Raw genomic sequence first — 26,399 nt, forward strand, 5'->3', positions numbered from 1 at the left:
CAGCGCCACCTGGCCCCGCGTGACCGCTAACCTCCGCCCCAGGGGTGCAAAGTAAACAGTCGTTAAGGGGTGTCGAAGTGGCCAGGAAGCTCGCCGTCATCGGAGCCGGACTCATGGGTTCCGGAATCGCGCAGGTCTCGGCCCGGGCGGGCTGGGACGTGGTCCTCCGCGATGTCACCGACGAGGCCCTGACCAGAGGTGTCGACGCCATCACCGCCTCGTACGACAAGTTCGTCGCCAAGGGCAAGATGGACGCCGCCGACGCCGGGGCGGCGCTGGCCCGGATCACCACCACGACCGATCTGGACGCCGTCGCCGACGCGGACATCGTGGTCGAGGCCGTCTTCGAGAAGCTTGAGGTCAAGCACGAGATCTTCCGTGCCCTCGACGGGATCGTCCGCGACGACGCCGTCCTCGCCTCCAATACCTCCGCCATCCCGATCACCAAGATCGCGGCGGTGACGGGGCGCCCGGACCGGGTCGTCGGCACGCACTTCTTCTCACCCGTACCGATGATGGGGCTCTGCGAACTCGTCCGCGGCCACCGGACCAGCGACGAAACCCTCGCCACCGCACGCACGTTCGCCGAGTCCGTCGGCAAGACCTGTGTGGTCGTCAACCGCGACGTCGCCGGGTTCGTCACCACCCGACTCATCTCGGCGCTGGTGGTCGAGGCCGCGAAGCTCTACGAGTCGGGTGTCGCATCGGCCGAGGACATCGACACCGCGTGCAGGCTGGGCTTCGGGCACGCCATGGGACCGCTCGCCACCGCCGATCTGACCGGTGTCGACATCCTGCTGCACGCCACCGACAACATCTACACCGAGTCGCAGGACGAGAAGTTCGCGCCGCCCGAGCTGATGCGCCGGATGGTGGACGCCGGTGACATCGGCCGCAAGAGCGGGCAGGGCTTCTACACCTACTGACCCCCGTCAGGGCGCTGCCGGTCGCCCGCGGGGGAACCCACGATCCGCTCACCGGCACCACGGGCCCAGGGCCTCCCGAGGACCGCCGGGGGGGCCGGCGACCGGGCACGCCGACCGGCCACGGCCGGATCGGCACGGGGGCGCCGGGATCACCCTCCGGGGTGAATTCGGTATCGGTTCGCTTACAAGCGGCAACTGCTCCGCCCCCTCGGGAGTCTGTTGTTGCGAGTGTGGTGAGACACACGAGCCGCGGGCGCCGGCAGGCGCGCCGGAGCGGCCCTGGCGGAATCCGATCACATGTCCACAAGGCACCGAAGCACTCTCGGGAGCGCATATGCACATCAGGGGCGACCACGCCGAGCTGGTCGTCGGGGGCCGCCTCGACGTCCGCAGCGCGGCGGACGCCCGTACGGTCCTGCACTCGGCCGTCGACGACGGAGCCGGCGACCTGGTGCTGGACCTGACCGGTCTCGACTCCTGGGACGCCACCGGGCTCGGCGTCATCATGGGCGTACACCGCCGCGCCGGCCGGTGCGGCAGACGACTCGTCCTGCGCGGTGTGCCACCGCAGATGCAGCGACTGCTGGTGGCCACCCGACTGCACCGCATCCTCGCCATCGAGGGCGGCCTCGCGGCGGAATCACTGCCGAGGGTCTGACAACGGCCTGCCGAGGGCCTGACGTGAGCCTGACGAGGGAAGGTCGCGGCAACGGCCGCGGGTCCACGCCAGCCGCCCGTACGACGCGGCACGCGCCGTCCACCAGGCTCCCTCAGGCTACGGTGCGGATCCTCACCGGACTGTGACGTCACGTACCCGGCGGTACCCCACCACCGGGGCGATACCCTGCCTGAGTCTGGGAAGTTCGTCCCCACCGACCGCCGCCAGGACCGCCGTCCGGGATCTTTCCGCATGGAACTCCGCGCGGCAGGGCAGCAGCGGATCGAAGCGACGGCCGGATGCGCGGAGCGACCGGGAGGGCCGACCCGCACGCCGTCGCCGTCCACCGCCTCCACCACGAGCACGGCGGGGACGAACCTCTGTGAAGCGCATCTGGGGGGCTTGGACCAATGGACAAGGACACATTCGGCGCGGGCGCGGCACAACCGCGCCCGCCACGCGACCCCGGCACGCCGGACTTCACCCCGGCGACGCCGGCGCCCGCGCGCATCGTGCGGATCGTCGCCGGCGATCTGCTGCTCACCATCAACCCCGTCGACGGCAGCGAGATAGAACTCCGCCCGCCCGGCGGCTCCGGCAACGACGAGCCGCCCACCGCCCCGGCCGCCCGCACCACCGCGGACCGCGCCGAACTCGCGCGCGCCGGCCGGCCCCCCGTACCGCCGGGGCCCGCCGCACCACGCCACCCGCTGTTGGAACGGGACGAGCAGCGCGAGCTCATCACCCGGCTGCTGGGCCTCGGACGCACCCTCCGGGTCACCGGCCCGCGCGGCTCCGGACGCACCACCCTGCTCGACACCGTCGCCGAGGAGTGCGCCGACCTCGCCCCCGATGGGACCGTCCGGCTCAACGGCCACCACCGCACCCCCACCGATCTGCTGTACGACCTCTTCGCGGCCGTCCACCGCGCGCCCTCCCACCGGCCGGACCGGTCCGAGCTGCTCACCCACATCGGGGAGTTCGGCGCGATCGTCGTCATCGACGACCTGGAGTTCGGCGGAGCCGCGCTCGGCGAACTGCTGGCCGCCGCGCCCGAGTGCGCCTTCCTGCTCTCCGCCACCCCCGACGTCCCGGAACCCGCAGCCGACTCCCGCGTCGAGGAGGTCACCCTGCCGGGGCTCGGCCGCACCGCCGCGCTGGAACTGCTGCGGCGCACCGTGGACCGACCGCTCACCGAGGACGAGGAGAATTGGGCGGGAGACCTCTGGTTCGAGTCGGAGGGACTGCCGCTGCGCTTCGTCCAAGCGGGCGCGCTGCTGCACCAGTGCGACGAGGTGCGCGCCGAACTCCGCGACGACCCGGGCGCCTTCGAGGCGTTCGCCCCGTACGAGATCGTGGACGGCGACGAGGTGCCGCTGCCGACCCTCGCACAGGGGGCCGCGCCCGCCGCGCTGCTCGCCGCCCGGCTCGGCGAGTCCGCCCGTCGGACCCTGCGCCTCGCCGTCGCCCTCGGCGGCGAGGTCCCGCACCAGGCCCACCTCCCGGCGCTCATCGGGGACACCCACGCGGACGCCGCCGTCGGCGAGCTGATGGGCTGCGGACTGCTCTCGCCCGTCGGCGGCCGGTACCGACTGGCCGCCGGGGTGCTCGCCCAACTCACCGAGAAGGGGTACGCGGACGACGCGGTCGGCCACGCCCACACAGCCGCCCAGCACTACACCTGGTGGTCCGGTCACCCCTCCGTCACCTCCGAACGCGCCGTCGCCGAGGCGGACGCCGTCATCGCCGCCCTCACCGCCCTGGTCTCCAGCAAGGAGCCCGGCCACCCCAGCGCCGCCGTCCTGCTCGCCCGGGGCGCCGCGCCCGTCTTCGCGGCGGGGCTGCACTGGGGAGCCTGGGAGCGGGTGCTGCGGATCGGCTCCGAGGCGGCCCGTCGCTCCGGGGAGGTCGCCGAGGAGGCATACTTCCACCACGAGTTGGGCGTGCTCGCGCTCTGTGCCGGTGGACTGGACCGGGCGCGCGCCGAACTGGAGGCGTCCATCGCCCTGCGCGGGGCCCTCGCCGACAAGAGCGGCACCCTGGTGGGGCGGAGGGCGCTCGCCCTCGTCACGGACCGGGAGAACGGCCTGCGGCCCGGGGGCCGCACGCTGGCCGTGCGCGACGAGGAGCCGTCGGGCCCGGGGATGCTCGTACCCGTGCCGAGCACCGGCACGGTGGTGCGGCCCACCCCCGCCACGCCCATGGCGCTGCCGGCACGGTCGGGGGCGCCCGCCGCGCTGACGCCGACGGTGCCGCGGCCGGCGCTGCCGAGGCCGTACGCGGTCGGGTTCGGCGGCGGGAAGGGTCGCCGTGGCCGTTCCCTCCTGCTCGGCACCCGGCGCAATCTCACGGCCGCGGGGGCGGGTGCGCTCCTCCTCGCCGTGCTGGGCACGATGGTGACCCTCGGCGCCACATCCGACCGGCAGGACCCGCCGGGCGGCACGATCCGCGGCGACCAGTCGGCCACCGAGGACGGCTCCCGCGGAACCGGCACGGACGCGCCGTCGGACGGCCCCGGTGGCGACGCCTCCGTCCCCGGGACGGCCCCCAACCACCCCGAGGTGGCGGCGCCGGACTCCACCAGGTCGGTGTCGGAGTCGTACGTCCCGAGCCGGGCGCCGTCGTCATCGGTGCCGTCGGACGACCCCCCGCCATCGACCGGGCCGACACCGTCCGAATCGACCGGGCCGACACCGTCCGAATCGACCCCGACTGATTCACCGCCACCCTCCGGATCCGAGCCGCCTCCGTCGTCGGAGCCGCCCGCGTCGTCGGAACCGCCCGGCCCGTCGGACTCCACGACTCCAGACAACGCCGAGAAGACCGAGAACACCGAGAAGACCGAGACCGCCAAGGCCGCCGAGACGAGCGAGAGCGCCAGGGCCAGCGAGAGCGCCCTGAGCGATACCGCCGGGTCCGCAGCGAGCGCCCTGAGCGCGGTCGACGCCCCGGCCTCCGGGGTCTTCGCCGCCCCGTCGGCCGGCTGAGACAGCGGGACGGCCCCGGGGGAGCTCCCCCGGGGCCGTCCGTCGCTCCTGCCGCCGACCGCGCGCCGGCTGTTTCCCGCCCGAATCGGCTCTAGAAGAGCCGGAGCTTGTCGTCCTCGATGCCGCGCAGCGCGTTGTAGTCCAGCACCACACAGCCGATGCCGCGGTCCGTCGCCAGCACCCGTGCCTGCGGCTTGATCTCCTGCGCCGCGAACAAGCCCGTCACGGGGGCGAGGTGGGGATCCCGGTTCAGCAGCTCCAGATAGCGGGTGAGCTGCTCTACGCCGTCGATCTCGCCGCGGCGCTTGATCTCCACCGCCACGGTGGCGCCGTCCGCGTTCCGGCAGAGGATGTCCACCGGGCCGATGGCCGTCGGGTACTCGCGGCGGATGAGGCTGTAGCCGGCGCCGAGGGTCTCGATCCGGTCGGCGAGCAGTTCCTGGAGGTGTGCCTCCACGCCGTCCTTGATGAGTCCGGGGTCGACCCCGAGTTCGTGTGACGAGTCATGGAGGACCTCCTCCATGGTGATGATCAGCTTCTCGCCCGCCTTGTTGATGACGGTCCAGACGCTGCCGTCGCCCTCCTTGAGGGTGCAGGGCGGGGACATCCAGTTCAGTGGTTTGTACGCGCGGTCGTCCGCGTGGATGGAGACACTGCCGTCCGCCTTGACCAGGATCAGACGGGGGGCGGAGGGCAGGTGGGCGGTGAGCCGGCCCGCGTAGTCCACGGAACAACGGGCGATGACGAGGCGCATGGTCGGCAACGCTACTCGACGCGGACCACCGCGCGCGATTCTCCCTACGTACTCCCGCCGTGAGCCACCACTGCTCCTGACGGAGGGGCTTCGGGTCGCCCCTTGTGTCCTGCTTCGTTTCTGGCCGGTAGTCCTCCCAATCTCCTGGTGCGGTCACGACGCCGCACTTACCGTGGATGCCGGAGGTCGTCGGGTGCCCACTCTGTGTCGTCATGCGTCATGCGCATGACGTTTTTTCCGGCGGCTTCTTCCCTGCCCGTAAGGCCCCGTGACTTGGGGTCGCGAGAGGAGAACTCATGTCGCTCGACGTCTCACCGGTGCTGTTGGAACAGGCCGAGCGAGGCGAGGTCGATGAAGCCGCTTTCGTCGACTGCGTCCGGACCTCCCTGCCCTACGCCTGGGAGATGATCAGTTCCCTGGTGGCCCAGCTGAAGGTCGACGGCGGCGAATTCGCCGACAACCAGACGCCGCCGCCGGACGAGCAGGCACGTGGTCAGCTCCTGCGCGCGCTCGCGAGTGACGCCATTCGCGGTGCGTTGCAACGCCACTTCGGAGTGCGATTGGCATTCCAGAACTGCCACCGCGTCGCGGTGTTCCCGCTGGACTCCGCGGTGGACGAGCGGCTGGCCCGCTTCACTTCCATCCGCGGCCAGTTACTCAACCAGTCGCCGGAGATGCGCGACTGCTGATGGCGTGTGCCGCCGCTCCGCGTCGGGGGACGTGGGTACGAAGCCGGGGCGGCGGCATGGTCGGCGGGCGACCGGACCGGGACCCCGGTCCGGCAGGATCGGCGCTCAGGCCAGCAGGGGAAGGACGTCCTCGCCCAGACGCCGCACATTCTCCTCCGTCGCCGCCAGATCACCGGAGCCCTCCGCGAGCAACGCGAAGCGCCGGATACCGGTCCGCTCGGCCGTCGCCGCGATCCTGTCGGCGGCGAGCCGGGGCGGGCCCACCGGATGCAGGCCGCAGAGCAGCTCCGTATAGGCGAGGGGGTCGCGCATGGCACGCACCCGGCCGTCGACGGTGACATGGGCGTCCAGCCCCTGCTTGAACCAGCCGGGCATCACCTTCAGCAGTGTCTCGCCCGCCTCGGCCGCGCTGTCCGCGATCTGCGCCACCCCGGCCGACACATGCCCGGCCGCGGCGATCTCGTCGGGCGGCCGGCCCGCCGCGCGTGCCGTCCGACGCCAGAGGTCGACCATCGCGGCCTTGTCGTCGTCACCGCAGTGCATCCCGAGCAGCATCGGCAGCCCGCGCTCGGCGGCCAGCCGCACGCTGGTGGGGGAGGTGCACGCGACGACGACCTCGGGGCCGGCCGGAGGGCCGTCGAGCAGCTCGTCGGGACGGGGCACCACGGCCACCTCGCGGAAGGCGAACCGCTCGCCGCAGGCGCCCACGACGGGCTCGCGCAGCCAGCGCAGCAGCAGGTCCAGGGAGTCCGGGAAACCCTTCTCGTACGCCTCCAGGCCGGCGCCGAAGACCTCCAGGTCGACCCAGGGACCGCCGCGACCCACCCCGAGCGTGAACCGCCCGCCGCTGGTGAGGTGGAGCAGGGCCGTCTGCTCGCCGAGCGCCACCGGATGGACGGTGGGCAGCACACTGACCGCCGTGCCGACTCTGATGCGACGGGTGCGGCCCAGCAGCACCGCGGCCAGTGTCACCGCCGACGGGCAGACCCCGTACGGCACGAAGTGGTGCTCCGCGAGCCAGACACAATCGAGTCCGACCTCTTCCGCGACCTCGGCGGAGCGCACCGTGCGGTGCAGCACCTCCCCCTGCCCCTGGCCCGGAAACTGGGCGGCCAGGGCGAACATCCCTATGCGCATCGCCTTCTGCCTCCTTGCGGCCGACGCGTTCTTCCCCCTGACGGCATTAACGCCTGACACGTGCCAAAGGCACGGGCCGGCTGGGAGATTCTGTGATTTTCCGCTAACTGGGCCGATGGGGGGGCGCCCTCTTCCCGGCGCGGTACGTGTACCCCGGACCGTGGCCCGTAGGCTGGACTCGACAGGAAACGTCCCCACTTGCCCCGTGAGGTGTCACGTGTCCCCGCGCCGCAATCGCCCCAAGGGCGGCGACAGCTTCTCCCCGCTCTCCGACGGATCCGCCGACCGGTACGGCGGTTTCGGCCGTACCGAGTCCTGGCAGGGCGAGGAGTGGTCGGTACGTCCCGTGGCCGGCGCGAGCGCCGCGGGCAAGCGGTACCGCTGCCCCGGCTGCGACCAGGAGATCCCCTCCGGCGTACCCCATGTGGTGGCGTGGCCGGAGCACGGCGGGATCGAGGACCGACGGCACTGGCACAAGGCATGCTGGAACGCGAAGGACCGCCGCACCTCGCGGATGCAGCGGTCCCGTAACGCGCCCAAATACTGACCGGGCCGTTGGTGGTACGAGGCGCGGGGCGGGCCCCGGCCGTACGACGTGGTTGGTCAGACCTAGCGGTTGGTCAGACGTCGCGCTTGTTGAGCACCGCGTACGCACCTGCCAGCGCGGCGGCCGTAACCCCCGCGATGATCCACACCGGGTCCCAGCCCTGCGGGCCCGAGCTGACCACGCCGTTGTCGTAGATGACACCGAGCTGGCTGGGGATGGAGTACTCCAGCAGCGTGTCGCGCAGCCCCGTCAGCGACTCGGTGAACATGAACATCGCCAGGACGAGCGGCAGCAGCACCACACCGATCATGATGGTGATCGCGCCCGCCGAGTGCCGGACCAGCGAGCCGACGGCCAGCGACAGCAGCCCCAGGAGGGCGAGGTACAGGCTGGCGCCGAGCGTCGAACGCACCCATTCCTCGCCACTGGGCGAGCCCTGGTCCACGATCGACACCTGCACCACGGCCACCAGCGTCGTCAGGACGAGGGTGGTGGTGAAGACGAGCGCGAAGTACACGATCGCCTTGGCGGTCAGTACCCGTCCCCGGCTGGGGCAGGCGGTCAGCGTGGTCCGGATCATTCCGGTGCTGTACTCGGACGCGATGGTCAGCACGCCCAGGGTGATCACACAGATGCTGCCGAGCAGCACGCCGAAGAACCCGAGCGACAGGATCGGCTGGCCCTCCAGCTCCGCGTCGGACGAGGAGACGGCGAGGGCGATGACCACACCGATGCCGATCAGCAGCAGCGCCATCACGGCGAGCGTCCAGATCGTCGACCGCACCGAACGGATCTTCGTCCACTCGGAGGCGAGCGCGTCCCCGAGGTGTGCCCTGCGGACGGGGATCGGGGAGGCGTACGAGGCGGGGGGCGGGCCCTGCCGGTAGGGAGTGGTCATCGGGGGTCCTCGGACTTGGTCAGGTCGGCGGGGGCGGCGGCCGGGGCCGGGGGAGCGGCGTACGGGTTCTCCCCCGGGGCGGGCGGCGGCGGGGCGTACCAGCCCTGCTGCGGCACCTCCACGGGGATCGGCGGCTGCGGCGGCTGCCCGTACCCGGGCTGCGGCGCCTCCATCAGTCCCGCCTTCTCGTCGGCCGTCGAGCGGTAGTCCACCGCGCCCTGTGTCATCCGCATATACGCCTCCTCCAGCGACGCCCGGTGCGGCGAGAGCTCCCACAGGCGTACGTCGGCGGAGTGCGCCAGATCGCTGATCCGTGGCAGCGGCAGACCCATCACCCGCAGCGCCCCGTCCGGCTCCGACATGACCTGGGCGCCGGCCTCGCTGAGCGCGGCGGTCAGCTTCTCGCGCTGCTCCGGCTCGGTCGCGGGGGTGCGCACCCGGGCGAAGTCCGCGGAGTTGGCGGAGATGAAGTCCTGGACGCCCATGTCCGAGAGCAGCCGGCCGCGCCCGATCACGATCAGATGGTCGGCGGTGAGGGCCATCTCGCTCATGAGGTGCGAGGAGACGAATACCGTCCGGCCCTCGGCCGCGAGCGTCTTCATCAGATTGCGGACCCAGAGGATGCCCTCGGGGTCGAGACCGTTGACCGGTTCGTCGAAGAGCAGCACCTGCGGGTCGCCGAGCAGGGCGGCCGCGATCCCCAGCCGCTGGCCCATACCGAGGGAGTAGCCCTTGGAGCGCTTCTTGGCGACGTCCTGGAGACCGACGACACCGAGCACCTCGTCGACCCGTCGGGCCGGGATGCCGGAGAGCTGTGCCAGCGACAGGAGGTGATTGCGTGCGCTGCGACCGCCGTGCACCGCCTTGGCGTCCAGCAGCGCGCCGACCTGGCGGGGTGCGTTCGGCACCTGCCGGAAGGGGCTGCCGCCGATGGTCACCGTGCCGGCGGTCGGAGTGTCCAGCCCCAGGATCATGCGCATGGTGGTGGATTTGCCTGCGCCGTTGGGGCCGAGGAACCCGGTGACGGCGCCGGGCCGCACATGGAAGGAAAGGTTGTCCACGGCCGTCTTGGCGCCGTAGCGCTTTGTCAGGCCGACTGCCTCGATCATTCTCCAGCCCCATCGACTTTCGATCGTCGGGGCACAGGCCGATGCCCGGCCGTACGCCCCCGTAAGCACTAAGAGGGTATCCGGCGCACTGGAGTTCCCTTTACTTGCTAACGATTCCATGACGATTACGGAGGGTGTGGTTCTGGAGTGTCCTATGGGGTTTCGGTTGCTCGGAGTGACCATTGGGGAGGGTGTGAAACCACTTCTGGCCGCGCCGCCCAGTGCGTAAGTGTCGCCCGGTGTGCGTCGCCCAGTGTGTGAGGGTCGCCCGGCATGGCAGTGGCCCCCACCAACCCAAGGGCTGAGGGGGGCCACTTTCCTACGACGGACAGGTGTTACGCGTCCCGCTTCTTCAGGACCAGATAGCCGCCGATCATCGCCACGACGACCCAGGCGACCATGATGCCGAGACCCGCGTACGGACCGTACGGCGCCTTCGCGGTGTCCAGGGCGTTCGGGACGACCTGCATGATCTTGCCGCCCGCCTGGTCGGGGAAGTACTTCGCTACCTCCTTCGCCTTCGGCACCGAGGCGAGGATCTGCGAGATCAGGAAGAAGAACGGCATCAGCACGCCCAGCGACAGCATCGAGCTGCGCAGCATCGTCGCCACGGCCATCGAGAACAGGGCGATCAGCGCCATGTAGACACCCGCGCCGATCACCGCGCGCAGGACGTTGGGGTCACCGATCGACGCGCTGTGCTCACCGAGCAGCGCCTGACCGAGATAGAAGGAGACGAAGCCGGTGGCGACACCGACGATGAGCGCCAGGCCCGTCGCGACCGCCATCTTGCTGAAGATGAAGGTCGCCCGCTGCGGTACGGCGGCGAGCGAGGTGCGGATCATGCCGGAGCTGTACTCCGTGCCGACGACCAGCACACCGAAGACGACCATCGCCAATTGGCCGAGAATCATCCCTCCGAAGCTCATGAGGGTCGGGTCGAAGGTGAGCTGTTCCTCCTTGGAGAGGTCGTCGAACGTCGAGTTCATCAGCGCGCAGAGCGCGGCGCTCATCGCGACCGTGACAATGAAAGCCGAGGCCAGGGCCCAGCTCGTCGACGAGACCGTACGGATCTTGGTCCACTCGGACTGAAGGACCGCGGGTACTGAAGCCATGGGTCAGGCTCCCTTGCTGTTCTGGTAGCTCTGGCCCCAGTCGGCGTCCGCCGGGCGGGCGGGTGGTACCGGGCCCTCGGTCGTGGTGCGCGCGTGGTACTCCACCGAGCCGGCCGTCATCTGCATGAAGGCTTCCTCCAGCGAGGCGCGCTGGGCGCTCAGCTCGTGCAGGGTGATCCGGTTCTCGGCGGCCAGCTCGCCGAGCCGCTCCGTGGTGGCGCCATCGATCTCCAGCGCGCCACCCTCCGATTCGATCGTGGCAAAACCGGCATTGTGCAGCACATCCCTCAGCCGCTCCTGCTCCGTGGAGCGAAGACGTACATAACTTCGGGAGTTTTCGTGAATGAATGTGGCCATCGATGTGTCCGCGAGAAGACGGCCCTGGCCGATCACGATCAAATGGTCGGCGGTGAGCGCCATTTCGCTCATCAAGTGGGACGAGACGAAGATGGTGCGCCCTTCCCCGGCGAGCGTCTTCATCAGATTGCGGATCCAGTGAATTCCCTCGGGGTCAAGGCCGTTGACCGGTTCGTCGAACATCAGGATCTCGGGGTCACCGAGCAGTGCCGAGGCGATTCCCAGCCGCTGCCCCATGCCCAGCGAGAAGCCCTTCGACTTCTTCTTCGCCACCGCGGTCAGACCCACGGTGTCCAGGACCTCGTCCACCCGGGAGGAGGGGATCCTGTTGGCCTGTGCCAGACAGAGGAGGTTGTTGTACGCGGTCCGCCCGCCGTTCATGGCCTTGGCGTCCAGCAACGCACCGATGTACTTCAGGGGTTCGGACAGCTCGCGGTAGCGCTTGCCGTCGATGCGGATGTCGCCGCTGGTCGGATTGTCGAGATCGAGCATCATCCGCATCGTCGTCGACTTGCCGGCGCCATTGGGACCGAGGAAGCCGGTCACCACCCCCGGCTTTACCTGAAAAGAGAGATGGTCGACAGCGACCTTGGTGCCGAAGCGTTTGGTGAGGCCCTCAAGCTCGATCATGCGGCCACGGTATCGGGAACGAAAAGCCCCCCGCCACTTGCGCGCCGGGGGGCGTATCGCTTTTTCGCCGAGTTGACGGCTCGCGGTAACCCTCTAAAGGATTACCAGGACGTCTTCAACGCGACTGCTGCGCCGGGACACCACGCGAGATCGGCTCGTCGTCGGCGGGGGAGCCGGCGGCGGCCACGGCGGCACCGGTCAGGGTGGCCAGCATCTCGCGGACGTTGGTCAGCTGCGCGTTGATCGAGTCGCGGCGGTTGGTGAGCGCCGCCAACTCGCGCTCCGACTCGCTGCGGATGCGGTCCGCCTTGGCATTGGCGTCGGCCACGATGTCCTCGGCCTGCCGCTGCGCGGTCTCCACCGTCTGACGCGCCCGGCGCTCCGCGTCCGTACGCAGCTTCTCGGCCTCCAGCCGCAACTGCTCGGCACGGTGCTCGATCTCCGCAAGACGCTTCTCGGCCTTCGCCTGACGCGAGGCCAGATCCCGCTCCGACTGCTCACGCCGCTTGGCGAGATTCGTCTCGAAGTCGGCGGCGGCCTGAGCGGCCTTGGCGCGCGTCTCCTCGAAGAGCGCGTCAGCCTCCTCCCGCTTGGACTGCGCGTCCTTCTGCGCCTCGGTGCGCAGTTGGGTGGCGTCGCCCTTCGCCTTCTCGACGATGCGGACACCGTCGTCCTCGGCCTTCGCCTTGCGCTCGGACGCGAACGACTCCGCGTCGTTGCGCACCTGCTGGGCGGCCGACTCGGCCAGCTCGCGGTGCTGTTCGGCGGCGCGACGGGCCTCTTCGCGCAGGTCCTTCGCCTCCTCCTCGGCGAGGCGGAGGATCTTCTCGACGCGGGCGCCGAGACCGGCGTACGACGGCTCCGCGTCGGACACCTGGGCCTGGGCGTTCTGCGTCTCCAGATGCAACTCCTCGATGCGCTTTTCCAGCGAGGTGATGCGGGCCAGAGCACTATCACGGTCGGCAGCGAGCTTGGTGATGCGGTCGTCCACCTGGCCGCGGTCGTAACCACGCCGCACGAGCTCGAAGCCGAAGGGGGAGGATGTGTCGCTCATGGGGTTCCTGTCGAATGAGACCGGTGAGGTGATAGAGGGAATCCTAGGGGCCGGGACGGCGTGTCATCGTGTGGATGTCGGTTTGATCTGGAGAATGTCCAGCCTTTCGGGTTGTCAGGGCCTCTCTTCGGGTTCTCAGCTCTCGGACGACTTGCCACTCGATCGGGTAACCCCCGCCGCCGCACCGGCCTTGACACCACTCTGCCCTCCGGACGGCTTGCCGCCGCCACCGGGTGCCTCGAACGACTCCAGCGCTTCCAGTACGTCCTGGACCCGGGAGATCTCCGTCTGGATGTCCTGCCGGCGTCGCGTCAGTATGTCCAACTCGCGCTGCCCGTCGCCGACCAGACGCTCGGCCTCGGCCTCCGCCTCGGCCCGCAACTGCTCGCCCTCGCGGATCAGTCCGGCCTTCTTCAGCTCGGCCTCCTTGAGGAGTCCCTCCGCCTTCTTGACCGCGGCGATCCGCACCCCGGCCGCCTCCGACGCCGTGTCGGACATCAGCTCCTTCGCTGTGGCCGCCGCCTCCTCGCGCTGCTCGGTCGCGGCCTTGATGAGCTGATCGACCCGCTCGCCCGCCGTCCTCATCTGCTCGGAGGTCTCGCGGCGGGCCCGCTCGTGCAGCTCCTCGACCTCGCCCTCGACGCGGGTACGCAGCTCCTCGACCCGCTCCCTTATGGCCGTCGAGTCGCGGCGGGCACCGACGAGCAGCTCATCGGCGTCCGTACGGGCCTTCTCCACCAGGGAGTTGCCCTCGACCGTCGCATCGGCGACGAGCCGCTCGGCCTCCTTGCGGGCCGCGCCGACCATCATGTCCGCCTGCTCCTCGGCCTCCAGAGCCGCCCGGAGCGCCTCCTCCTGGGCCTTGTTCATGAGCTGGTCCGCCTGCTCGGCGGCGTCGCCGCGCGATTTGGCCGCCGCCTCCCGGGCCTCGTCCACGGTCCGGTCGGCCGCCTCCCGCGCGTCGGCGAGCGTCCGCTCGGCCGCCGCCTCGGCATCCGCCTTGAGCTGCTGGGCCTCGGCCCTGATCCGGTCGGCCGCCCGCTGCGCCGATCCCACCGTCTCCGCGGCCTCGGCGCGCAGCCGTTCGGCTTCGCCGCTGGCTTCGCCGACGAGCTGGTCGGCCTGGGCGGCGGCGTCGGCGCGGCGCTTGTCCGCGGCCTGCCGTGCCTCGTCGAGAGTCCGCTCGCTCTCGACCCTGATCCGCTCCGCCTCGCGGGTCGCCTCGCCGACGCGCCGCTCCGCCTCGGTGGTGCCCTCGATCACCAGGCGCTCCGCCTCGGTGCTCGCGTCACCCACCAGCCGTTCGGCTTCGCCGCTGGCTTCGCCGACGAGCTGGTCGGCCTGGGCGGCGGCGTCGGCGCGGCGCTTGTCCGCGGCCTGCCGTGCCTCGTCGAGGATCCGCTCGCTCTCGACCCTGGCCCGCTCCGCCTCGTCCGTCGCCTCGCCGATGAGCCGGTCCGCCTGCGCGGCGGCCTCCGACCGGATGCGGTTCGCGTCGTCCCGGGCGTCCGCCCGGGTGCGGGAGGCGTCCTGTTCGGCCGAGGCGACGGCGTCCGACGCCTCCGTCCGCATCCGCTGCGCGTACTCCGCGGTGTCCGAACGCAGCCGGTCCGACTCCGCGATGGCGTCGGTGACGGTCCGTTCGGCGAGCGCGTTCGCCGCCTCGGTCTCCTCCACCGCCCTGGCCCGCAGGCCGGCCACGTCCTCCGCAGCCCGCTCCCGCTCGGCGTGCGCGTCGGAGCGGACCCGGTCCGCCTCCTCCTGCGCCTCCGAGCGGGTGCGCTCCGCGGCGTGCTCGGCCGCCGAACGCAGACCGGTGATCTCCTCCTCGGCCTGCTCGTGCAGCCCGGCGACCGAGTCCCGTACCTGCTTGGCGGTCTGCTCGGCCGCGGCCACCATCTCGGCGGCGCGCCCGTCGGCCTCCTCGACCAGCCGCCGCGCCTCGGCCTGTGCCTCCTCCACCCGGGTACGGGCGGACGCCAGCAACTCCTCGCTCTGCTCCCGGGCCTGCTCGCGCTCCTGGTCGGCCTCGCCGCGCGCGGCCTCCAGAATGCTCTCGGCCTCGCGGCGGCGGCGTACCGCCTCCTCCTGGGCGGCGGCGAGCGCCTCCGCGGCCTCCGCGGCCACCCGGTCGGCGGCGGCGGCGGCTTCGGCACGCAGCCGGTCCGCGGTCTCCCGCGCCTCGGTCGTCAGCCGCTCGGCCTCGGCCGCCGCGTCGCTCCGCAGCCGTACCGCGACATTCTCCGCCTCGGCGCGGGCCGTCGCCGCGTCCGACGCGGCCTCGGTGCGCAGCCGGTCGGCCTCCTGCTCGGCCTGTGCCTGGAGCGTGCGCAGTCGCTCGGCCGCCTCGGCGCGCAGTCGTTCGGTCTCCTCGGCGGCCTCCTGGCGGATCCGCTCGCTCGCCGCGCGGGCGTCGGTGAGGGTCTCCCCGGCGGTGGTGAGCCGGGCCTCGGCCTCGCCCTGGAGCCGGGACAGCTCGGCGGCGGCCTCCTCCTGACGGGACGCCACCCCCCGCTCCGCCTCCACGCGCAGCTCGGCGGCGGCCTCTTCGGCGGCGGTCCTGACGCTCTCCGCCTGCTCCTCCGCCTCGGTGCGCAGCCGCTCGGCCTCGGCGCGGGTGCGCTCCAGCGTCTCCTCGGCCTGCTTACGCAGGGCGGTGGCGCGGTCGATCGCCTCGGTACGGACCCGCTCGCTGTCGGCGCCCGCCGTCGAGCGGAGTTCGTCGGAGTCCGTACGGGCCTCGGTGAGCAACTCCTCGGCGGTCCTGGCCGCCTCCTCGATCTGCTGCACGGCCTCGCGCCGGGCCTCGCCGCGGATCCGCTCGCCCTCGGCGACCGCCTCCGACCGCAGTTGCTCCGCCTCGCCGCGCAGCCGCCGTGCCTCCTCCTGGAGTTCGACGGTCTTGGCGCGGTACTCCTTGGTGTCGTCCTTGGCGGCGCCCTTGAGCTGGTCCGCCTGCTCGGCGGCCTGGCCGCGCAGCCGATCGGCCTCCGCGTCGGCCTCGCCGCGGATCCGCTCGGCCTCCTCGCCGGCCTTGCGGGTGGTCTCCCGGGCGTCGTCGGACGCCTTCGTGAGGATCTCCTCGGCGGCGCGGGCCGCCTTGGCGAGCTGGGCGGCCGAATCCTCCGCCGCGACCGTACGGGCCTTCTCCGCGGCGGTCGCGAGCTGCTTCTCCGCCTCGGCGCGGGCGTCCTCCAGGAGTTGCTCGGCCTCCGCCTTCAGCGCCTCGGACTCGGTGGTGGCCTCGCCGACCAGCCGGGCGATCTCCGCCTTGGCGGTACGGGTGCGCTGCTCATTGACGGATTCGGCGGTCGCCGCCTGCTTGGCGGCGGCGTCCTTCGCCTCGGTGACCAGCTTCTCGGACTCGGCGCGGGCCTCGCGGAGCCGCTCCTGAGCCTCCTGGATCTGCCGTTCGGCGGCGCGGCTCAGTTCGGCGGCCTGCTGGCGGGTCTGGTCGGACTCGGCGGTGGTGGTGGAGCGCAGCCGCTCGGCGTGGGTGGTCGCCTCCTGGGCCTGGCTGGACGCGGCGGCGAGCATCCGCTCGGCGTCCTTGCGGGCGCGCAGCAGGATCGACTCGGCCTCGGCGCGGGCGGAGGCCGCCTCGGAGCCGAGCCGCTGGCGGGCCTCCTCGGCGACCCGGGTGGCCTCGGCGCGGGCCTTCGCCAGGGACTGTTCGGCCTCGGCGCGGGATTCGTCGAGGAGTCGGCGGGCCTGCGATTCGGTACGGGCGCGGAGCTGCTCGGCCCAGGCCACGTTCTCGTTGACGTGCGCCTCGACGGTGTGGCGGCGTTCGGCCAGCTCCTGGTCGAGGCGCTGGCGGCGCTGATTGGCCTCGGCGTGCAGCTCGGCCTGGAGCCGGGCCTGGTGCTCGGCGTGCTCCTGGAGGATCCGCTGGGTCTGGGCGCGGGCCTCGCGCAGTTCGCGCTCGGCGTCGACCCGCATCTGATCGGCCTGGACCTGCGCGTTACGGAGCATCTGCTCGGTCTGGTAGCCGAGGTCGGCGCTGTCGTACGCGGGGCGGGAGGCGAGGTTGCGGCGCGCTTCATGAAGCTTGGCGCGCAATACCTCGACCTGGTAGCCGAGGTCCTCGGCATGCTGGACGGCCTTCTCCCGCTCGGTCTTCAGCCGGTCCATCTCGGCTTCGAACCGCGAGAGGTGGTCGTCGTCAGCTCGGTGGCTCTCCTGGTGTTCGTAGCCCCGCACTGCGCGGTCCCATCCGTCCCCTGGTCGCAACTGACTCCGCACGAGCACCGTTCGCCCGGCGAACAGTCCCCCGGGGAATGGTGACAGATCTCTATGAGAGGACGCGGTGCGGCCCCGACCCGGCCCCGGCCCGGAATTGCCCACTCTACCGGGCCGGGAAACCGGAGGTCAGTGCTCCGTTGTGGAGGTGACGAGTTCGGTGAGGACGCCGTGGCAGTCCTTGGGGTGCAGGAAGGTGATCCGCGACCCCATCGAACCGGTCCTCGGCTTGTCGTAGAGGACGCGTACCCCCTTCTCACGGATCGATTCCGCGTCCCCGTCGACGTCCTCGGTGCCGAAGGCGATGTGATGAACCCCCTCACCGTTCTTGGCCAGCCACTTTCCGACGGCCGAGTCCTCGCGGATCGACTCCAGTAGCTGGAGGTAGGAGGCGCCCCCGTCGGACGTCTCATTGATCTTGAGCATCGCCTCCCGGACGCCCTGCTCCTCGTTCACCTCTGTGTGGAAGACCTCGAAGCCGTAGGTGGCCCGGTAGAACTCGACGGTGGCGTCGAGGTCGAAGCAGGCGATCCCGATGTGGTCGATTCGCGTCAACATCCCCCCAGTGCAGCGCCCCGGGCGACCCTCGCGCAAGGTGCGCGCGATCACACTCGCGCACCGGTGACCCCGGACCGTACCGCTCAGTACATTTGGGAGGACAGGTAAACCATCGTTCACTCCTCAGCCGCAGAGCTGGAAGGGGATCGTCTCTCATGTCAGGAACGACCGGTACCACCTCGGTGATCGTCGCGGGGGCCAGGACGCCCATGGGACGGCTCCTCGGCTCGCTGAAGTCCTTCTCCGGCGCCGATCTCGGCGGATTCGCGATCAAGGCCGCGCTCGACCGCGCGGGCATCGGACCCGACCAGGTGCAGTACGTGATCATGGGTCAGGTGCTCACCGCGGGCGCCGGTCAGATCCCCGCCCGCCAGGCCGCCGTCAAGGCCGGCATCCCGATGCACGTCCCCGGGCTCACCATCAACAAGGTCTGCCTCTCCGGGCTCGACGCCATCGCCCTGGCCGATCAGTTGATCCGCGCGGGCGAGTTCGACATCGTCGTCGCCGGCGGCCAGGAGTCGATGACCAACGCGCCGCATCTGCTGCCGAAGACGCGCGAGGGGTACAAGTACGGCGCGGTCGAGATGCTCGACTCCATGGCGTACGACGGGCTCACCGACGCCTACGAGAACATCGCCATGGGCGAGTCCACCGAGAAGCACAACACCCGGCTCGGCATCGCCCGGACCGAGCAGGACGAGATCGCCGCCCGCTCCCACCAGCGGGCCGCCGCCGCCCAGAAGAACGGTCTCTTCGAAGCGGAGATCACCCCCGTGGAGATCCCGCAGCGCAAGGGCGAGCCGGTGGTCTTCGCCCAGGACGAGGGCATCCGGGCCGAGACCACGGCCGAGTCACTCGCCCGGCTGCGGCCCGCGTTCGCCAAGGACGGCACGATCACCGCGGGCTCGTCGTCGCAGATCTCCGACGGTGCCGCGGCGGTCGTGGTGATGAGCCGGGCGAAGGCCGAGGAGCTGGGCCTGGAGTGGCTCGCCGAGATCGGCGCGCACGGGAATGTGGCCGGCCCCGACAACTCCCTCCAGTCCCAGCCGTCCAACGCGATCCGGCACGCGCTGGGCAAGGAGGGCATCGGCGTCGATGACCTCGACCTGATCGAGATCAATGAGGCGTTCGCCGCCGTCGCCGTGCAGTCCATGCGGGATCTGGGAGTATCCCCGGAAAAGGTGAACGTCAACGGTGGCGCCATCGCGCTCGGCCACCCCATCGGCATGTCCGGCGCGCGGGTCGTCCTCCACCTGGCGCTGGAGCTGCGGCGCCGGGGTGGTGGCGTGGGCGCGGCGGCGCTCTGCGGCGGCGGCGGGCAGGGCGACGCGCTGATCGTGCGGGTGCCGGCGAACGGTTGACCGGGCGCCGGTACGGGGGCCGATGCGCTCCCGTACCGGCGGAGAGCACCTCGGTCGATCGGGAACGGTCGAGGACAGTCGATGAACGCCGGCGCGGTGAACGCCGGTGAAGGTTACGAATGCCGACGGACGGCGACGGAGCAGGAGCGGCGAGATGGCGGACGTCCCCCAGTTGGTCGCCCAGGCGAGAGAGGGCCGGCCCCGGGCCGTGGCCCGGTTGATCTCCCTGGTGGAGGGGGCGTCCCCCCAGTTGCGCGAGGTGATGGCGGCGCTCGCCCCACTGACCGGAGGGGCGTACGTGGTGGGCCTGACCGGTTCGCCGGGCGTCGGCAAGTCCACGTCCACGTCGGCGCTGGTCACGGCGTACCGGAAGGCCGGGAAACGGGTCGGCGTGCTGGCCGTCGACCCGTCATCGCCCTTCTCCGGCGGCGCGCTGCTCGGCGACCGGGTCCGGATGTCGGAGCACGCCGCCGACCCGGGCGTCTACATCCGCTCCATGGCCACCCGGGGCCACTTGGGCGGGCTCGCCTGGGCGGCCCCCCAGGCCATCCGGGTCCTGGACGCGGCGGGCTGTGACGTGATCCTCGTGGAGACGGTCGGCGTCGGCCAGTCCGAGGTGGAGATCGCCGCGCAGGCCGATACGGCGGTCGTCCTGCTCGCGCCCGGTATGGGCGACGGCATCCAGGCGGCGAAGGCGGGCATCCTGGAGATCGGTGACGTCTACGTCGTCAACAAGGCCGACCGCGACGGCGCGGACGCGACGGCCCGCGAGCTGAACCACATGCTCGGCCTCGGCGAGGCCCGCGCCCCCGGCGACTGGCGACCCCCGATCGTGCGGACGGTGGCGTCGCGGGGCGAGGGCACGGACGACGTCGTCGAGGCGTTGGAGAAGCACCGCGCCTGGATGGAGGAGCACGGGGTCCTCGCGGAGCGCCGCGCCCGGCGCGCGGCGGGCGAGGTCGAGACGATCGCCGTCACGGCCCTCCGCCAGCGCATCGGCGACCTCCACGGCGACCGCCGCCTGGGGGCGCTGGCGCGGCGCATCGTGGCGGGCGAGCTGGATCCGTACCGGGCGGCGGATGAGCTGGTGGCGGGGTTGACGGACGGGCCGAGCGGGCCGAGCGGGCCCGGGGGGCCCGGGTCTCGCGGTTAGCGTGCGGGTGTCTGCGTGTGTCTGCGTGGGTGGTCGCTTCCGATCCGTGCGTCGGCTGTCGCGCACACCCTGCGGGCGTGTCCTCAAACTCCCCCAGACTTCGTCCGGGGGGACCCCCAGACGGGCTGGATTTCCGGTCGGGCTGGATTGGCGCTCCCCGGGCTGGACGGGTGCGCACCGGGCGAGGTGGTGCGCGCCGGGGCGGGTGTGGGGCCTGGTTCACTCGTTCGAGTGGAGATCTGGGGAGGCGAAACCAGCCCGTCCGGCAATTGAGGACACCCCGCAGGGGTGCGCGACAGCCGATGGCGCCCGACGGGGACCCGGGCAGCCGGACGGCCCCGGGCGGGGGCGCCGGGGGCCGTGGGGTGTGGTGGGGGAGGGGATCAGTCGTCCGCGCCGTCGTCGTCGCGGTCACCGTCGTCGTCGGGCGACACCGACGCCTTCCCCGTCTTCGCGTCCACCCGCACATCGTGCTCACGGCCGTCCTTCGCGCGGACCTCGATCTCCCAGCGGCCGTCGTCGAACTCGGTCTCGGTCACCGTGCCCGGCCGGAAGGACAGCGCCGACGCGGTCGCCTTCTCCGCGTTCACCGTGGCCTTGGCGGCGGCGTCCCGGTCATCCCGGTCATCCCGGTCATCGGAATCGTCCCGGTCGTCGCGGTCATCGGTGTCGTCGGTGTCCTTCCAGGACCCCGTGACCTTGCCCGTCTCCGCGTCGACCTCGACCTCCTGGTAGCCGCCGTCCTTCGTCCGGACCTCGACCTCCCAGGCGCCCGCGCCGTCGTCGTCGCGGTCCACCGACTCCACCGTCCCGGGCGCCTTCTTCAGGGCGGACTCGGCGGCCTGGGCCGCCGATATCCTCGACGCCGGGGGATTGTCGTCCCCGGACGCGGCCACGGCGGTGAACGCGCCGCCGCCGACGAGGGCTGCCACGGTGACCGCGACGATGATCTTGCGCTTCATGAGGGTCCTCCCGAACCGAGTGCCTGCCGAGTGCTCGGCTTCGACAGGAACCAATCTGGCCGGGTGATGCTGAACGCAGCCTGAAGCCACCTGAAGGGATCTTCAGCTTCGATTTGCGACCCTGAGCCCATGCGCTTGTTGATCGTGGAGGACGAGAAGCGGCTCGCGGTTTCCCTCGCCAGGGGACTGACGGCCGAGGGCTACGCCGTGGACGTGGTCCACGACGGGCTCGAAGGGCTGCACATGGCCTCCGAGGGCGACTACGACCTGCTGGTGCTGGACATCATGCTGCCCGGCATGAACGGCTACCGCGTCTGCGCCGCCCTGCGCGCCGCCGGCGACGACGTCCCGATCCTGATGCTCACGGCCAAGGACGGTGAGTACGACGAGGCCGAGGGCCTCGACACCGGCGCCGACGACTATCTGACCAAGCCGTTCTCGTACGTCGTCCTCGTCGCCAGGATCAAGGCGCTGCTGCGCCGCCGTGGCCGCTCCGGGGGTTCGCCGGCGCTCACGGTTGGGGATCTGCGGGTGGAGACCGCCGCGCGCCGGGTCTTCCTGGGGGAGGTCGAGGTCACCCTCACGGCCAAGGAGTTCGCCGTGCTGGAGCAGCTCGCCGTCCGCGCGGGGGAGGTCGTCAGCAAGGCGCGGATCCTGGAACACGTCTGGGACTTCGCCTACGACGGTGATCCCAACATCATCGAGGTCTACATCAGCGCCCTGCGCCGTAAGCTCGGCGCCTTCCGCATCCAGACCGTGCGCGGCGCGGGTTACCGGCTGGTGGCCGGACGATGAGATCCGTACGGGCCAAGGCCGCCATCGGGGCCACCGTCGTCGTGGCGGTCGCGCTGATCGCCGCCGGGCTCGCCGTCCTGCTCGTCCTGCGCACCAACCTGACCGACCAGGCCGAACTCCAGGCCGAGGTCTCCGCCCGTGAGGCCGCGTCCCGGCTGGCGGTGGGCCGGCAGCTTGATCTGTCCGACGGTGAGGAGCGGCCCCTCCAGGTCGTGGACGAGGACGGGAACGTGCTCGCGGTGAGTACGGGCCTGGAGGCCATCTCCGGCACCAGGAGTACGGATGTCACGCCCCGGCCCGCGCCCTCCACCGGGGGCGATGACCAGGACGGTGACGACGGTGAGCGCGACCCCGAGCAGGACGGCGAGGGGGACGACGACGAGCCCGACCCCGGACAGGTGTCGACCGAGCGGCCGAAGGGCAGCAACGGCACCGCCACCTTCGACGGCGACACCGCCGCGTACCGTTTCGCGGCCGTCGAGGTGACACCCGGTGAAGGTCCCACCCTGACCGTCTACGTCGGCGCCCCCCTCGCCACCGAGCAGGACGCCGTGGAGACCGTCCGGGACGCCATGCTCATCGGGCTGCCGCTGCTGCTCGCCGTCGTCGGCGGAGTGACCTGGCTGACCACCCGCCGTGCGCTCCGGCCGGTGGAGGGCATCCGGGGCGAGATGGCGGCGATCACGGCTTCCGAGGACCTCTCCCGGCGCGTCCCGGAGCCCGATACCCGGGATGAGATCGCCCGTCTCGCCCGGACGACCAATGAGACCCTCGCGGCGCTGGAGGGGGCCGTGGAGCGGCAGCGGCGCTTCGTCGCCGACGCCTCGCACGAGCTGCGCAGCCCCATCGCCTCCCTGCGCACCCAGCTCGAAGTGGGCCAGGCCCACCCGGAGTTGCTGGATGTGGCGGGCGCGGTGGCCGACACCGTACGGCTCCAGCAGCTCGCCGCCGACCTGTTGCTGCTGGCCCGGCTGGACGCGGGGGAGAAGCCGGGGCAGGCCCGGATCGACCTCGGCGCGCTGGTGCGGGAGGAGGCGTCGCAGCGGTTGGGCGATGCGATCGCCGTGACCGTCGACGCCGCCGACGGGTTGGAAGTGACCGGTTCGCGCTCGCAGTTGGCGCGGGTGCTGGGCAATCTGCTGGACAACGCGCAGCGACACGGCCGGACGGCGGTGACCGCGTCCGTGCGGCGGGAGGGGAGTCAGATCGTGCTCGCGGTCGCGGACGACGGCGACGGGGTGCCGGAGGACGAGCGCGAGCGGATCTTCGAGCGGTTCGTCCGGCTCGACGACGCCCGTAGCCGGGACGACGGTGGTGCGGGGCTCGGTCTGGCCATCGCCCGCGATGTCGCCGAACGGCACGGCGGGAGCCTCACGGTGGGCCGCCCCACGGCGGGTGGCGCGCTCTTCGAGCTGCGGCTGCCGGTCGCGGCGCCGGAGAGCTGATCCCCGCCGGAAGGGTGAAGGGTCCGGTCGGGTACGGGCCGGGGGCGCCCCGGTCAAGACGAGCGGGCCCGCGCTCCCCACCCGGGAGCGCGGGCCCGGTGTCCGGGTTTCCTCGGTGGTCAGCCCTTGCCGCGCCGCCCGCGCAGATGGTCGGCGACCGGTGCCAGCGAGGCCCGCAGGTCCGCCAGCGCCTCCGGTGTCATCAGGTCGATGAAGTGCTTCCGTACGGACGCGACATGGTGCGGCGCGACCTTCCGCATGGTGGCCTGGCCGTGGTCGGTCAGGACCGCGTACAGCCCGCGCCGGTCGGACTCGCAGTTCTCCCGGCGTACCAGCCCGCCGGTCTCCATGCGGGTGATCTGGTGGGAGAGGCGGCTCTTGGACTGGAGCGTGGCCGCGGCCAGGTCACTCATCCGCATCCGCTGCTCGGGCGACTCCGAGAGATTGACCAGGATCTCGTAGTCGTTGTTGGTCAGGCCGAACGGCTGGAGGTCCTTTTCGAGCTGGTGCATCAGCAATCGGCTGACGTCCAGGTGGGCGCGCCAGGTGCACTGCTCGTCATCGGTCAGCCAGCGAGTGGCCGTCTCGGTCTCCATATATGGATTCTACCTAAGAAGTTGAAAGACGGACGAAATCTGGGATGTGACGCCCGGCACCCGACACAGGAGTCGGCGCCCGGCACGGGGGTCAGTGCGGTGCACGCAGCGTACTGGGGCGCAGACGTTCGACGTCACACTCCGCAGATTACCGCTCACAGGCCGAAGCGGCGTTGGAGGTCGCCGAGCTGCCCCGGCAGTCGCTGCGGAGTGCCGGGCCCGCCCGACGGCGGTGCGCTCCCGGCGCCGCCGTGACCACCGGGCACCCCCGCCTGATCCGGGGGCGCGCCCGTCGCCGTCTCGGGCAGCAGCGCCTCGGTCGACTGGAGCAGCACGGTCCCGGCGCCGACGAACTCGAACTGGTGCTCCTCGCCCGAGGCCCCGCCGATCCCCGTCATCGCCCGCACCCCGCCCAGCACCCCGGACATGTATCCGTGGTCGTAGTGGTGGCACGGGGACGGGCAGTCCGCCCAGCCCACCAGCGCCTGCGGATCCACCCGGAGCGGGGGCTCCATAAAGACCACCGGGCCGTTCGAAGCGGCGACGAACTTCCCGGTGCCGATCAGCGTCAGGAAGCCCGGCACGATCGACTGCTTCAGTGCCAGCGACGGCTGGTAGGCCAGCAGATTGCCGCCCCGGATGGTCAGGTTCCCGTCCTCCAGGTCGTACGAGTTCACATCGAACGCCCGGTCCGCGAGCAGCATCTTGCCGCTGCCCTCCGCCACCACCCAGTCACCGGCGTGCAGCGGCGAGTGGAACGACGTCCGCAGCAGTTGGTCGAACCGGCCGTGGCCGATGCCGTTGAAGTCGATCCGCCCGTAGTAGGCGATCATCTTCCCCTTCTGTAGGAACCACTGACCGCCGGCGAGTTCCACACAGAAGGTGTACGGGTTGACGTTGTCATCGCTCGGCAGGGTCATCGGATCCCAGACCACGGGCGTGCTCACAGCTTCTCCTCCGATGCCTGGACGTACACCGCGCCACTGCCGCTCAGCTCTAGCTGGAACGCCTCGCCCGAGCCGCGCCCCACCATGTCGCGCCAGCCCAGCGCGGTGGAGAGCTTGTTGCGCACATCGCCGTGGTGGGCCACGTACGCCTGTGGATCGACATGGACCGGTCGGCCCGGCACGATCGGCAGCTCGATCACCCCGCCGTGCGCCATCATCGCGACCGCGCCGTGGCCCTTGAGCGTGGTGGTGAAGAGTCCCTGGCCGGTGACCTGGCCACGCACCATGCCCATCACGCCGCCCTGCGAGCCCAGGAACATGGTTCCCTGCTCCAGCGATCCGTCGAAGGCGAGCAGCCGGTCCGCCTCGACGAAGAGGGTGTCGCCGGAGAGGTTGACGACCTGGATGTGGTGGCCGCCGTGCCCGAACATCACCGTGCCGTTGCCCTCGACGGTCATCAGGGGGGTCGCCTCGCCCGCCACTCGGCGGCCGATCATCGAGGAGAGGCCGCCCTGGCCGCCCTGGGTGTTGGGGGTGAAGGAGACATCGCCCCGGTACGCCAGCATCGCGCCGCGCTGGCTGAACATCCGCTGTCCCGGGAGGACCGTCGCCTCCACCACCCTGGAGTTGATCTCGCGGAACGGCATCACGCCTCCCCTCCGACGGTGTTGCGCTCACTGGGCTGGACATAGACGAGTCCGTCGCCCTCGAAGCGGATCTGGAATGCCTCGCCGCCACCCTCGCCCATGAAGGTGCGGAAGGTCACTCCGGACTGGAAGTTCTGCCGGAGGTTGCCCTGATGGGCGATGTACGCGCCGGGGTCGACGGCGAGTGGGTACTGCGGGGTCACCCGCAGGGCGACGGCTTGACCGTCCGACATGATCGCCGCCTGCCCGCTGCCCTCGACCGTGGTGGTGAACAGTCCGGTGCCGGTCGCGCCGCCGCGCAGTCCGGTGAAGCTGGTGCCGGTGCGCAGGGCGGCATCGGCGCAGAGCAGATTGCTCGACTCGACGTAGAGCTTGTCACCGTGCAGGCTGACCAGGTTGATCTCGGAGGCGCGGTCGGCGAAGTAGCAGACACCCTGACCCTTCACCTCCATCATGGTCATCTGTTCGCCGGTGAGGCGGCGGGTGACCATGCCCCGGATGCCCTCACCGCCGCCGGACATCTTCTTGAAGGCCATCTGGCCGTCGTAGGCGACCATCGACCCGTTCTTCGCTTTGACGGCGTCGCCGGTCATCTCGACCGCGAGCACCTTGCTCCCCTGGAGCCGGAACGTTGCCACGAATCGACGTTAACCGCCCGCGCCCGGGGCGCGACAGATTCCCGTGCGTCCGTTTCGCGGCCGTTCGCGCGGGATTCCCGGTGTCATTCGGTGTTTTTCGCTGGTGCGCGGCGTTTCTCGTGTTGTTGAGCGATTTCCCATGTTTCCCGGCGCGGATCCCGTACCCCGGGCGCGGTCGCGGCCGGAACGGCTGA

23 protein-coding genes are annotated in these 26,399 nt (G+C 71.3%); 9 read left to right on the forward strand and 14 right to left on the reverse strand.

The features are described from left to right. The first annotated feature begins 77 nt into the window (after positions 1–77). The 3 genes from ACH4S7_RS17440 (at position 78) to ACH4S7_RS17450 (ending at position 4,571) form a co-directional block, all read left to right on the forward strand. Positions 78–926, forward strand: coding sequence for a 3-hydroxyacyl-CoA dehydrogenase family protein (locus ACH4S7_RS17440; RefSeq protein ID WP_398522060.1), 849 nt, complete (start codon positions 78–80; stop codon positions 924–926). Between the two features lie 334 nt (positions 927–1,260). Further along, a complete protein-coding gene (locus ACH4S7_RS17445; RefSeq protein ID WP_398522061.1) occupies positions 1,261–1,584 on the forward strand; it encodes an STAS domain-containing protein in 324 nt (107 codons plus the stop codon). Between the two features lie 410 nt (positions 1,585–1,994). Beyond that, positions 1,995–4,571 carry an ATP-binding protein gene (locus ACH4S7_RS17450; RefSeq protein WP_398522062.1) on the forward strand — a complete coding sequence of 859 codons (2,577 nt, stop codon included), beginning with the start codon at positions 1,995–1,997 and terminating at the stop codon, positions 4,569–4,571. A 91-nt stretch (positions 4,572–4,662) separates the two neighbouring features. Here the strand turns inward: ACH4S7_RS17450 and nucS are convergent, their stop codons facing one another. Further along, positions 4,663–5,325 carry an endonuclease NucS gene (nucS, locus tag ACH4S7_RS17455; RefSeq protein ID WP_398522063.1) on the reverse strand — a complete coding sequence of 221 codons (663 nt, stop codon included), beginning with the start codon at positions 5,323–5,325 and terminating at the stop codon, positions 4,663–4,665. A 296-nt stretch (positions 5,326–5,621) separates the two neighbouring features. Between nucS and ACH4S7_RS17460 the strand changes: the two genes are divergently transcribed. Beyond that, complete coding sequence (locus tag ACH4S7_RS17460; RefSeq protein WP_398522064.1) at positions 5,622–6,014, forward strand: SCO5389 family protein; 393 nt, start codon at positions 5,622–5,624, stop codon at positions 6,012–6,014. Between the two features lie 105 nt (positions 6,015–6,119). On the opposite strand, the gene ACH4S7_RS17465 is transcribed toward ACH4S7_RS17460, so the two are convergent. Further along, positions 6,120–7,151, reverse strand: a complete 1,032-nt coding sequence (locus tag ACH4S7_RS17465) for an LLM class flavin-dependent oxidoreductase (RefSeq protein WP_398522065.1) — start codon at positions 7,149–7,151, stop codon at positions 6,120–6,122. Between the two features lie 217 nt (positions 7,152–7,368). On the opposite strand from ACH4S7_RS17465, the gene ACH4S7_RS17470 reads away from it, so the two are divergent. Beyond that, on the forward strand, positions 7,369–7,698 hold the full coding sequence (locus ACH4S7_RS17470) for an ATP/GTP-binding protein (protein ID WP_398522066.1): 330 nt from the start codon (positions 7,369–7,371) through the stop codon (positions 7,696–7,698). Positions 7,699–7,771: 73 nt separating this feature from the next. On the opposite strand, the gene ACH4S7_RS17475 is transcribed toward ACH4S7_RS17470, so the two are convergent. The 7 genes from ACH4S7_RS17475 to mce all read right to left on the reverse strand — a co-directional run bounded on the left by ACH4S7_RS17475 (position 7,772) and on the right by mce (position 17,661). Then, on the reverse strand, positions 7,772–8,596 hold the full coding sequence (locus tag ACH4S7_RS17475; RefSeq protein ID WP_398522067.1) for an ABC transporter permease subunit: 825 nt from the start codon (positions 8,594–8,596) through the stop codon (positions 7,772–7,774). Then, positions 8,593–9,705 (reverse strand): ABC transporter ATP-binding protein, encoded by a 1,113-nt coding sequence (locus ACH4S7_RS17480; protein ID WP_398522068.1) that lies wholly within the window; start codon positions 9,703–9,705, stop codon positions 8,593–8,595. The genes ACH4S7_RS17475 and ACH4S7_RS17480 overlap by 4 nt, the downstream gene beginning before the upstream one ends. 335 nt (positions 9,706–10,040) lie before the next feature. Continuing rightward, the gene (locus ACH4S7_RS17485; protein ID WP_398522069.1) at positions 10,041–10,820 is read right to left on the reverse strand and encodes an ABC transporter permease; all 780 of its coding nucleotides are present in this window, start codon (positions 10,818–10,820) and stop codon (positions 10,041–10,043) included. Between the two features lie 3 nt (positions 10,821–10,823). Further along, the gene (locus ACH4S7_RS17490; protein WP_398522070.1) at positions 10,824–11,807 is read right to left on the reverse strand and encodes an ABC transporter ATP-binding protein; all 984 of its coding nucleotides are present in this window, start codon (positions 11,805–11,807) and stop codon (positions 10,824–10,826) included. Positions 11,808–11,922: 115 nt separating this feature from the next. After that, the gene (locus ACH4S7_RS17495) at positions 11,923–12,861 is read right to left on the reverse strand and encodes a cellulose-binding protein (protein ID WP_398522071.1); all 939 of its coding nucleotides are present in this window, start codon (positions 12,859–12,861) and stop codon (positions 11,923–11,925) included. A 135-nt stretch (positions 12,862–12,996) separates the two neighbouring features. Next, a complete protein-coding gene (gene scy, locus ACH4S7_RS17500; protein ID WP_398522072.1) occupies positions 12,997–17,064 on the reverse strand; it encodes a polarized growth protein Scy in 4,068 nt (1,355 codons plus the stop codon). Positions 17,065–17,232: 168 nt separating this feature from the next. Beyond that, positions 17,233–17,661, reverse strand: coding sequence for a methylmalonyl-CoA epimerase (mce, locus tag ACH4S7_RS17505; protein WP_398522073.1), 429 nt, complete (start codon positions 17,659–17,661; stop codon positions 17,233–17,235). Between the two features lie 155 nt (positions 17,662–17,816). On the opposite strand from mce, the gene ACH4S7_RS17510 reads away from it, so the two are divergent. Further along, on the forward strand, positions 17,817–19,022 hold the full coding sequence (locus tag ACH4S7_RS17510) for an acetyl-CoA C-acetyltransferase (RefSeq protein ID WP_398522074.1): 1,206 nt from the start codon (positions 17,817–17,819) through the stop codon (positions 19,020–19,022). A gap of 154 nt (positions 19,023–19,176) precedes the next feature. Beyond that, complete coding sequence (gene meaB, locus ACH4S7_RS17515) at positions 19,177–20,175, forward strand: methylmalonyl Co-A mutase-associated GTPase MeaB (RefSeq protein ID WP_398522075.1); 999 nt, start codon at positions 19,177–19,179, stop codon at positions 20,173–20,175. A 383-nt stretch (positions 20,176–20,558) separates the two neighbouring features. Here the strand turns inward: meaB and ACH4S7_RS17520 are convergent, their stop codons facing one another. Next, a complete protein-coding gene (locus tag ACH4S7_RS17520) occupies positions 20,559–21,137 on the reverse strand; it encodes a PepSY domain-containing protein (protein WP_398522076.1) in 579 nt (192 codons plus the stop codon). Positions 21,138–21,266: 129 nt separating this feature from the next. Between ACH4S7_RS17520 and ACH4S7_RS17525 the strand changes: the two genes are divergently transcribed. Then, positions 21,267–21,932, forward strand: coding sequence for a response regulator transcription factor (locus ACH4S7_RS17525; protein WP_398522077.1), 666 nt, complete (start codon positions 21,267–21,269; stop codon positions 21,930–21,932). Beyond that, on the forward strand, positions 21,929–23,377 hold the full coding sequence (locus ACH4S7_RS17530) for a sensor histidine kinase (RefSeq protein ID WP_398522078.1): 1,449 nt from the start codon (positions 21,929–21,931) through the stop codon (positions 23,375–23,377). Before ACH4S7_RS17525 ends, ACH4S7_RS17530 begins: the two co-directional genes overlap by 4 nt. 119 nt (positions 23,378–23,496) lie before the next feature. Here the strand turns inward: ACH4S7_RS17530 and ACH4S7_RS17535 are convergent, their stop codons facing one another. The 4 genes from ACH4S7_RS17535 to ACH4S7_RS17550 all read right to left on the reverse strand — a co-directional run bounded on the left by ACH4S7_RS17535 (position 23,497) and on the right by ACH4S7_RS17550 (position 26,205). Continuing rightward, a complete protein-coding gene (locus ACH4S7_RS17535; RefSeq protein ID WP_398522079.1) occupies positions 23,497–23,973 on the reverse strand; it encodes a MarR family winged helix-turn-helix transcriptional regulator in 477 nt (158 codons plus the stop codon). A gap of 155 nt (positions 23,974–24,128) precedes the next feature. Then, on the reverse strand, positions 24,129–24,920 hold the full coding sequence (locus ACH4S7_RS17540) for an AIM24 family protein (protein WP_398522080.1): 792 nt from the start codon (positions 24,918–24,920) through the stop codon (positions 24,129–24,131). Further along, positions 24,917–25,567 carry an AIM24 family protein gene (locus ACH4S7_RS17545; protein WP_398522081.1) on the reverse strand — a complete coding sequence of 217 codons (651 nt, stop codon included), beginning with the start codon at positions 25,565–25,567 and terminating at the stop codon, positions 24,917–24,919. The genes ACH4S7_RS17540 and ACH4S7_RS17545 overlap by 4 nt, the downstream gene beginning before the upstream one ends. Next, complete coding sequence (locus ACH4S7_RS17550) at positions 25,567–26,205, reverse strand: AIM24 family protein (RefSeq protein ID WP_398522082.1); 639 nt, start codon at positions 26,203–26,205, stop codon at positions 25,567–25,569. The genes ACH4S7_RS17545 and ACH4S7_RS17550 overlap by 1 nt, the downstream gene beginning before the upstream one ends. Positions 26,206–26,399: the final 194 nt, after the last annotated feature.

It is taken from the genome of Streptomyces sp. NPDC020965 (assembly GCF_044333555.1).
GTDB lineage: Bacteria > Actinomycetota > Actinomycetes > Streptomycetales > Streptomycetaceae > Streptomyces.